Here is a 9,111-nt window from a genome sequence, read left to right on the forward strand (position 1 = left end):
AGAACAGGGCCTGGAGGCCGACTATCAATTACCGGGTGTGCCGCATAGAACCGGGCATGGGATTGGTATGGATTTGCACGAGTGGCCGTACTTAGTGGGCGGCGATAAAACCGAGTTAGCGCCCGGTATGTGCTTTAGCAATGAGCCTATGGTGATTAACCCGGAGAAGTTCGGCGTGCGCCTGGAAGACCATTTTTATATGAGCGAAGAGGGGGCTTTTTGGTTTACCGAGCCGTCGCGCTCAGTGGATGACCCTTTCAACCTGGTTGGTTGAAGTTGTTAAATCATTCGCAGATAGGCGTTGACGAAATGTTTACTGCTCATTTCGCCAACGTCAAAGTAAAAACTCGGCTCAATCAATTTCATTTTTATGATGGATAGTGGATTCATCAATATTTGCTAAAGCTATTGAAAAGCGTTAAGTAAAAGAACATAACCTCAACTTCAATATCGCTAGTCTTTATATATCTAGATTAGTCATTCACATCAACTACCGTACGGCCGCGCACTTGGCCTTTGAGCAATTGTGGCGCAAGCTCCTGAACTTCGTTAAGACCGACAGTTTGTGTCATGCTATCCAGCATTGATAAGTCTAAATCTTTTGTTAACCGGTCCCACGCTGCTAATCGGTCTTGCATGGGAGCCATAACGCTGTCGATACCTATTAGTTTTACGCCACGCAAAATAAATGGCGCCACACTTGTGGGTAAGTCCATACCGGCAGCTAATCCACACGCAGTGACAACGCCCCCGTATTGCGTTTGCGAAATCGCGTTGGCCAATATATTCGACCCGGCGACATCGATAACGCCTGCAAATCGCTCTTTTGCCAGAGGCTTGGCGGAGCTTTCAAAGTCACTGCGTGGCAGAACTTCAGAAGCACCGAGTGTTTTGAGGTAACTTGTTTGTTCAGAGCGGCCTGATACTGCAATGACTGTGTAACCAAGTTTGCTGAGCAAGGATGTGGCTATTGAGCCCACACCGCCCGCAGCGCCGGTGACTAAAATGTCACCAGAGCTTGGCGTAACACCTTGCTGTTCCAGTGCTAATACGGATAGCATGGCAGTGTAGCCGGCAGTACCAATAGCCATGGATTGTTTAAGACTGATAGCCTTTGGTAAGGGGACTAGCCATTCGCTTTTTACGCGGGCTATTTGTGCTAACCCTCCGGTATGCACCTCGCCAACGCCGTAGCCATTTAATAATACCTTGTCGCCGGCTGCAAAACGGTCGCTGGAGGACTCTATCACTGTTCCGGCTAAATCAATGCCGGGGATCATGGGCCACTGACGCACGACTCCGGGCTTTTGGCAAATAGCCAGCGCATCTTTATAGTTCAAAGTTGAATAAGCGACATCGACGGTCACATCGCCGTCATTCAGTATCGATTTATCTATCGACGTTAATTCAGTGAGTTGCTCATCGTGTTTGGTGATAACAATGGCGTTAAACATAAAATTCTCCAAAAGTAGACTGATCGTCTATAAAAAGATAAAAAACTCATCGATTGAGTGTGTTTACAAAATAGTCTGCAAATAATTGAATGGGTTGTGAGCTTTTTTGCAACTTACCGTGGAGAACGGCACCTTCCCAGCCAATCCAAAATAGCTCGCTTTGTTGGGCGCAATTTAACGAGTTTGCGATGTGGCCATAGGCTTGCTCCTCTCGCAGATAGTCGGCAAGCAGATCACTCCATTGTGAGAAAACACCGGCCAATTGGCTACGAAAGCTAGGCGGCAGGGTGTTCAATTCTTGTCCAAGATTACCGATTAAACAACCGCGCTGAAATTGATATTTCTCAATACCGCTAATGGCGTCGGCAACGAAAGCATGGAAGCCTGATAGCGGCTGTTGGCGGCTCGGCTGCAAGCATTTAACCAGTTTGTTTTTAAAGAACTGATTGTAGCTTTCAATGATTTCCTGACCGAATGCCTCCTTACTGCTGAAATAATAGTAAAAAGAACCTTTAGGGATACCCTCTCGCTTTAGAATAGAGTCTAATCCTATGCTTGAATACCCAGACTCGGTGAGCGATTCAATTCCTGCACGCAGTAAGCGCTGTCGAGTTTGATTGTGACCTTCGACATTCTTTTTAGGGCGGCCGCGAGTTCGCTTGTTTTTATTCTCAGTTTCCATTCTTAAAAAAATAGACTAACCGTCTATAAAAATCAAGTGTCACTATGTTGAGTTCAAATTCGTTGCTTAATATCAGCGATGACGGTTTTAATCCGGTTCGGGGGTTGAGTGTTTCGTCGGGTACAAAGGTAAAGCGTTTCGCTCACCGGATGGTTTAAGTGATGAGACTTTATTTTATCAGACTTTGGAAAGGCATCGACTGCGTAGGCAGGCAGTATGGTAAAGCCCAGTCCCATGCTAACTGGGGTGAGAATTAGACTGATCTGATTAGAGAACCCTCGCTGAATAAATAAATTGCTGTGTTGGAATTCCGGGTAGTTGGGGCTTAATAAGAGATCTGCATGGTGACTGCCGTCTGGGTGATCGATGAAACCAAGAGTCTTCAATGAATCCCAACTGGGAGTCTCAACGTGAGCGGGGGTGACCAAAAGTAGTGGCTCACTTCCAATTGCCTCACAATTGACATCCGGTAGTGACGGCTTTGACGACATAATACCGATATCCACACTTGATTCTACAATGGCACTTTCTATGTCTGCATTTGGAGCAAATCGATAATTCATTACTAGTTTAGGATGCTCTTTTTGCAGAGACAGCAAATAGGGGTACAGTTTAAGTCCAACACTGCCAGGCGACATTATCTTAACTAAGCCTTCAAAGGCTGGGTCAGACGTAACAATGTTTGCAAGGTTTGAAAATTCAGCGAGTAAGCGGTTAGCTTCATCGTATAAACGCTGACCCGCTTCCGTAAGACGAAATTGTTTCTTTTCTCTAGTTAGCAGAGTTCGGCCTAACTGCGCTTCTAGTTTTTGCACATGCTGGCTTACTCCCGATTGTGTCATGTGAAGCGTCTCTGCGGTGCGAGTGAAATGACCGATTTCGACAAGGGTACAAAAAGTGCGTAGCCACGTTGTATTTAGCATTTAAATATGATTATAAAATATGATGATTTTAATGATAAATCATAATTTAAAATTATGTAATAGGTCAGTTAACCTTCTTTTATCTTAAAGAGAGGAGGTTTTATGAGTAATGTATATCCAAGAACTTTTTCGCATATCGGTATTTCCGTCCCAAATTTGGAACAAGCCGTTGAGTTTTATACTCAGGTTATGGGCTGGTATTTGATTATGAAACCAACCGATATAGAGGAAGACGACAGTGCGATAGGTGAAATGTGTACCGATGTTTTCGGAGCCGGCTGGAATCGCTTTCGGATTGCGCACCTGTCGACAGGTGACAGAATTGGCATAGAGCTATTTGAGTTCGAGAATCAACAGAACCCTGATGATAACTTTGAATACTGGAAAACCGGAATTTTCCACTTTTGTGTGCAAGATCCCAATGTTGAAGAATTGGCTGAGCGTATTGAAGCTGCGGGTGGTAAGAGACGCATGGAAAAGCCTCGTTATTATTACCCTGGCGAAAAGCCTTACCGTATGATTTACATGGAAGACCCATTTGGGAATATTTTAGAAATTTACAGTCATAGCTATGAGCTGATTTATAGCGAAGGCGCTTATTGATATTTCGTCTGAGACAGAATGAGAAGAGGTCCTGCAGATACACAGGGCTTCTTCTAAATGCTTTGTAGCTTTATTCGTAATGCCAAGTCAGCCTGTTCCTGCCTTGTTTTTTACTTTGGTAAAGTGCGATATCAGCTTTTTTATATGCGGTATTAAATAGATCATCTACCGCGAGCTCCGTAGCGCCTATGGATACCGTTACGTGGACGCCGCTTTTATTTCCCAATAATATCTCATTACCAGCAACTTTTTTACGAATATTTTCTAAAATTGACTGAGCATTTTTACGTGGAATATTCATCAATATGATGACGAACTCTTCACCACCAACTCGGGATACGCAGTCACTCGCTCGAACTTGTTCGGCTATTTTTCGGGCTGTCTGTTGGAGCACTTCGTCACCTGCGTCATGACCATAACTATCGTTTACCACTTTGAAATGATCTATATCAATTATGGCAAAGCAGGTTATATTTAACGTCTGATTATCGTTTGGCTGTAACTCTTCAAAACGCTCAGTTATGAACAGACGATTTGAAAGGCCGGTTAGAAAGTCGGTATAAGCCAGCTTTTCCAATTTTTTTGTTTTAGAAGAATTGATAATAATATTCTCGATAGCAGAACATATTAGGCTCATTAGCTCTATATCAAGTTCGGTAAATGGTGTAAGACGTGTTTCTGGACTCGTAAAGTTGAGTGTTCCCCACGTTTGCCCATTAATTTTAATGGGTAAGCCCAGGTAAGTCTCTAGTTGGAACTTTTCAAAACAGGGGTGCCCAGCGTACTCACGACTCTCCGAGGCGTGAGTGGTAGCGACAACCTCATTAGATTCTAGTGTCACGGAGCAGTATGTTTCACCCAACGAAAACGTTGTGTCTGCAGGAATATCTTCCGCTTCGGAGTAGGCGTATTTGACGACGTAGTCGTCATCAGTAACATGGCTGACAAGCCCTGTTTGTGCATGTAAGTAATGGCAACCAAGTTTAAGAAGCTTGGCAATACGATCAGTGGACAGTGTTTTTGACTGTCGATTGACGACATCGTGTACAGCACGTAAAACCTCAGCTGCGCTGGCATACTCGGTCACATCATTGATTATTGCAAAAAAGCCATTAACCCGTTTGCTGAGAGTTTCGACATTGGGTATATAGTTTATCTCGAGTTGAATGCTACGTCCGTCATTCAGCTCTACCCTCTCGGACAGCTCAAGCTCTTCGCCCTGTAGAACGCGGTCGTGAATTTTAGAAATTTTTTTGTAGGACTCATCACCCACAATTTCAGCGATTGTTTTGCTTTTTATATTCTTTAGTTTTACACCAAAAAAATTCTCATACGCTGTATTTACGAACTTGTAGCGTCGCTTGTTATCTACAAAAGCGAGCATGTAAGGAAGAGTATTGGCGAGCTTTTTGAATGAGCGATCTATTTTCATGATGCAGCAACATTATTATAGCAACTTTAGAATAAGCATATAACGGAAGTGAGTGAATGTATATGTTCAAAGGGTCTAGCAAGGTTTGGGAAGTCCATATATCATGCTGATGAACAAGATATAAATTCTACTTCTCAAGCTTTGTTCCCAAAATGCAATAACGGGAACAAGCAAACCCACTAAAAACGGTCTATTTCCCCCTTTATACCTTTTTAAGTACTCAAAATCATGTTTTACAGCAAAAAAGGAACTCCACCATGGCCGAAGTACAAGCGGTTAAAGATCTGGATATCGTTGAGCTCATCAGTAAATTTCTTATATAATTATTTCGAACAGATTACTGCTTCATTTGAATCTTATAGGGACCAACCCAAGGATTTGGATGAACTCGAGTAAGTCGCAGTTATGTTTTTCGGACATTTCCAGTGACAGGGGCAGAAGATTGGAATGACCTGGAAAATGTTGCTCGCGACTTTGTCGAGCTAGAGCTGCAGGAGTCTTAAACCCCTATTTATTTTTTTATATACGGTGATTGTAAAGTCATTCACCTATGGCGGTGAGGGTAAAGCTATTGGCCCAAAGCCTCACCAAAGAGGTGAAAAAACTATATTTGTTGCTTTGACTATGGTGACCTTGCTATTTATCAACATTTTTCCATGGACCGAACGCGATAAAGTAAAGAAGGATGATATTGGCGATAGGGATAACAATCAGAAGACCCAATGGAGCAGGGTAGCCAACTCGTTGGCAGATACGCCATGCAGGAACAATAAAAATAGCTCCCACGATCAGCATCCATAGAAACCCCATACCGGCGAACATTTCGTGATTCATCATTATCTTCTCCTTATTTGACATGCGTTAAAATGACGTTAGACTGGAATTTATTAAATTGCAAAAAGCAGGTAGCTAGTGCAAGTCCGAATTCTGTTATTAATGACAGTGTTATTAGTGTCGATGTCGTTTTCGCAAACGGCAGAGGCTCACGCATGTCATGGTAAAGGACAAATGCAGCACAGCATGATGCAAAAAGCAGACGTAAGCGACTGCGAACATGAGAAGCAAAAGCACAACTCGTGCTGTGCTGACATGACAATTCGGCATTGCTCCGGCAGCTCAGTTTTATTTGTCGGACAGTCTTCTTCAGTTAATACCGCTACGATCAATCTTTCTTCTAAAGTCGATTCTCCGATTGACACTTCAATTCGGGCTAAACACGCGTCTAATCTATTTCGTCCTCCAATAATTATCGCTTAATAAGTTTGTAGAAATTTAGTACACGCCCGACGTGTCCCTTTAAAACTTATGAGTCGGTGGATAATTATGTCTATCAAACGTAATTGCGCTGTTTTAGCGATGCTTTTCTCTGTGTCTATGTCAGTTGCTGGCGCAGAAGAGCAACTGAGAGTTCTAAAAGACCCCAACTGTGGCTGCTGCGAAAAGTGGTTGAAAGCTTTACCCGAAAGCTTAAATGTTTCTGTTGAGCACCCAATAGACTTGACGCAGCAAAAGCGTCAAGCAGGTATCAGTGCTGACATCCAGTCCTGTCATACTGCCATCTCCGATAGCGGCTTTGTATTCGAGGGGCATGTTCCCCCTGCACTCGTTTCCCGCTATTTGGAGGGAGACAAGTCAACTAACGGAATCGGTTTAACTGTTCCGGGAATGCCTGTCGGTTCTGTCGGTATGGAAATGGGAAGTCGATTCCAGCCCTATACAGTTTATGAAGTGAAAAAGGATGGCTCTATAGCACCTTATCAGCAGGTAGCAAGTATTAAGCAGCAAAAGAAACTATCAGGTGGAGGCGATTAATTATGGGCTTCGGTGGTATGAGTCTGGTTCAACTGGGAATTCTGTTAGCTATCGTCATTCTTCTTTTTGGCAGCCGAAAGTTAAGGACTTTCGGCTCTGATCTTGGAAGTGCGATTAAAGGGTTTAAATCGTCAATATCAGATGGTGGTGCTGAAAATAATTACGATAGTTGTGACGGACAAAAATCAACCTCAAAAGAGGAGAATGAAAATGAGCACCGAGTTTAATAAAGGGCGTCGAAAATTCATTAAATCTGCATTTACTGTGGCGTCCGCGTTAGCAATTGCCAAAGTAGCCCCAACATGGGCAACACCTCAAGGGCGTAAATTTAAAGATCAAGTTTTGACGAAAGATGAAATTGATTTGACCATCGCGAAGTCTCCTTTGTTAGTAGGGAATAAGGTTGGCACACCTATAACGATTAACGGTCAAATGCCTGGTCCTCTAATTCGTTTGAAAGAAGGTCAACGAGCCAAGCTAAATGTGACCAATAGACTATCTGAAGACACGTCAATCCACTGGCATGGGATTATTTTGCCTGAAAATATGGATGGCGTACCCGGGGTTTCATTTGAAGGTATAAAGCCGGGGCGAACTTATAAGTATCGCTACGACGTTGAGCAAAATGGCACTTATTGGTATCACAGCCACTCGGGTTTACAGGAGCAACTGGGGCACTTAGGTCCGCTGATTATCGACCCAAAAGACGGAGATATAGGCGCTGATCGTGAACACACAATTATTCTAAGTGACTGGACATTCGAAGATCCAAATGAGGTTTTTCGTAATTTGAAAGTAGCGGAAGGCTACTATAACTACCAAAAGCGTACGATATTTGAGACGTTCGAGGACGTGCGCCAGCATGGGTTAGAGAAAACCTGGAAGCAAAGAGAAATGTGGGGACAAATGCGGATGAGTCCTCGCGATATCGCTGATGTGACAGGGAGTACATACACCTACCTGATGAATGGTCGCGATTCAGCAATGAACTGGTCAGCATTATTTAAACCAGGTGAGAAAGTGCGACTTCGTATTATCAACGGCTCTGCGATGAGCTTTTTCGATGTACGTATTCCTGGTCTAGAGATGACTGTAGTGGCGGCAGATGGTCAACCGGTGAAGCCTGTGTCTATTGATGAGTTTCGTATCGGAGTGGCTGAAACCTATGATGTCATTGTTCAGCCAAAGCATAACAAGGCTTATACGATTTTTGCGGAGAGCTTTGACCGTAGTGGCTATGTCAGAGGCACATTAACACCAGAAATTGGCCTTGAAGCAGAAGTTCCTGAGTTACGCGCGGTGCCTGAACGTGGTATGGCCGCGATGGGAATGGGGGCCATGGCGATGTCAGGAAATAAGGAAGAGAAAGGTATGATGAATATGAGCGGCACAGACGGTCATATGAATCATGAAATGATGCATAAAAAAGAGCTTCCTGTGGAAAACATTAAAATTGAGCACAGTGAAGGTGGTCACGGAGCTGCTGCCGCCATGATAGCTATGAATCCGACCAGTCGTCTCCATGAACCGGGCATAGGTTTGGATAATGTTGACCATAGAGTCTTAGTGTATAGCGATCTTATTGGCGCCCAAGAATGGCCAGATAAGCGGGAACCAGAGCGCCAGATTGAACTGCATTTGACCGGTAATATGGAACGGTATATGTGGTCGTTTGACGGGAAGAAATACACCGAAGTTGACGGCCCTGTGCAGTTCCGTCACGGCGAGCGCTTAAGGTTGGTGATGGTTAATGACACCATGATGGATCATCCAATCCACTTACACGGTATGTGGATGGAACTTGAAAATGGACAGTATCCTCGTCCTCGTAAGCACACCATTAGTTTAAAACCAAGCGAGAAAGTATCACTACTGATATCCGCTGATGCACCGGGAAGCTGGGCATTTCATTGTCATCTGCTTTATCACATGAAAGCGGGCATGTTTCGTGTGGTAAATGTGGCATAAGGAGGAAGGCTATGGTCGCTAAATCATTGTTGTTCACTACAGCACTTTTACCCGCAGTGGCAATGGCGGGACATGCAGAGGAAGGCTGGCCAGAGCCCGTTAAAGAATATTACACCGGGCAGGTATTATTTGACCGGCTGGAATTAACGCGAACAGACGAGGAAGAGAACGTTGCCGTTTGGGACATGATGGCTTGGTACGGTGGTGATTATCATCGGTTTGTCTTCAAAAGTGAGG

General features: G+C 44.0%; 12 protein-coding genes. 7 read left to right on the top strand and 5 right to left on the bottom strand.

Features of this window, described 5'->3' with window-relative positions:
* On the top strand, positions 1 to 274 hold a 274-nt coding region (locus tag B3180_RS01445), incomplete at its 5' end, for a M24 family metallopeptidase (protein WP_286842524.1).
* A 199-nt stretch (positions 275 to 473) separates the two neighbouring features.
* Here the strand turns inward: B3180_RS01445 and B3180_RS01450 are convergent.
* The 3 genes from B3180_RS01450 to B3180_RS01460 are packed head-to-tail and all read right to left on the bottom strand — an operon-like array spanning position 474 to position 3,059.
* Positions 474 to 1,454 carry an MDR family oxidoreductase gene (locus B3180_RS01450; protein WP_273023181.1) on the bottom strand — a complete coding sequence of 327 codons (981 nt, stop codon included), beginning with the start codon at positions 1,452 to 1,454 and terminating at the stop codon, positions 474 to 476.
* A gap of 46 nt (positions 1,455 to 1,500) precedes the next feature.
* Complete coding sequence (locus B3180_RS01455) at positions 1,501 to 2,136, bottom strand: TetR/AcrR family transcriptional regulator (RefSeq protein WP_273023182.1); 636 nt, start codon at positions 2,134 to 2,136, stop codon at positions 1,501 to 1,503.
* Positions 2,137 to 2,189: 53 nt separating this feature from the next.
* Positions 2,190 to 3,059, bottom strand: coding sequence for a LysR family transcriptional regulator (locus tag B3180_RS01460; protein WP_273023184.1), 870 nt, complete (start codon positions 3,057 to 3,059; stop codon positions 2,190 to 2,192).
* 102 nt (positions 3,060 to 3,161) lie between these two features.
* Between B3180_RS01460 and B3180_RS01465 the strand changes: the two genes are divergently transcribed.
* Entirely contained in the window at positions 3,162 to 3,662 is a 501-nt protein-coding gene (locus tag B3180_RS01465; protein WP_273023185.1) for a lactoylglutathione lyase family protein, read from the top strand.
* A 70-nt stretch (positions 3,663 to 3,732) separates the two neighbouring features.
* On the opposite strand, the gene B3180_RS01470 is transcribed toward B3180_RS01465, so the two are convergent.
* Both B3180_RS01470 and B3180_RS01475 read right to left on the bottom strand, forming a co-directional pair.
* Complete coding sequence (locus B3180_RS01470) at positions 3,733 to 5,094, bottom strand: diguanylate cyclase (protein WP_273023186.1); 1,362 nt, start codon at positions 5,092 to 5,094, stop codon at positions 3,733 to 3,735.
* A 636-nt stretch (positions 5,095 to 5,730) separates the two neighbouring features.
* Positions 5,731 to 5,931: a hypothetical protein gene (locus B3180_RS01475; protein ID WP_271331968.1), complete on the bottom strand. Its 201-nt coding sequence runs from the start codon at positions 5,929 to 5,931 to the stop codon at positions 5,731 to 5,733.
* Between the two features lie 75 nt (positions 5,932 to 6,006).
* Between B3180_RS01475 and B3180_RS01480 the strand changes: the two genes are divergently transcribed.
* The 5 genes from B3180_RS01480 to B3180_RS01500 all read left to right on the top strand — a co-directional run.
* Positions 6,007 to 6,351 carry a hypothetical protein gene (locus tag B3180_RS01480; protein WP_271331969.1) on the top strand — a complete coding sequence of 115 codons (345 nt, stop codon included), beginning with the start codon at positions 6,007 to 6,009 and terminating at the stop codon, positions 6,349 to 6,351.
* A gap of 66 nt (positions 6,352 to 6,417) precedes the next feature.
* Positions 6,418 to 6,906, top strand: a complete 489-nt coding sequence (locus B3180_RS01485; protein WP_199494126.1) for a DUF411 domain-containing protein — start codon at positions 6,418 to 6,420, stop codon at positions 6,904 to 6,906.
* A gap of 2 nt (positions 6,907 to 6,908) precedes the next feature.
* The gene (locus B3180_RS15715) at positions 6,909 to 7,133 is read left to right on the top strand and encodes a twin-arginine translocase TatA/TatE family subunit (protein ID WP_414653609.1); all 225 of its coding nucleotides are present in this window, start codon (positions 6,909 to 6,911) and stop codon (positions 7,131 to 7,133) included.
* Complete coding sequence (locus B3180_RS01495) at positions 7,117 to 8,874, top strand: copper resistance system multicopper oxidase (RefSeq protein WP_271331970.1); 1,758 nt, start codon at positions 7,117 to 7,119, stop codon at positions 8,872 to 8,874. The genes B3180_RS15715 and B3180_RS01495 overlap by 17 nt, the downstream gene beginning before the upstream one ends.
* An 11-nt stretch (positions 8,875 to 8,885) precedes the next feature.
* Positions 8,886 to 9,111, top strand: a 226-nt coding sequence (locus tag B3180_RS01500; RefSeq protein WP_286842537.1) for a copper resistance protein B, incomplete at its 3' end; no start/stop codon positions are given.

The organism is Idiomarina sp. UBA4206, assembly GCF_002383015.1.
Lineage (GTDB): Bacteria > Pseudomonadota > Gammaproteobacteria > Enterobacterales > Alteromonadaceae > Idiomarina > Idiomarina abyssalis.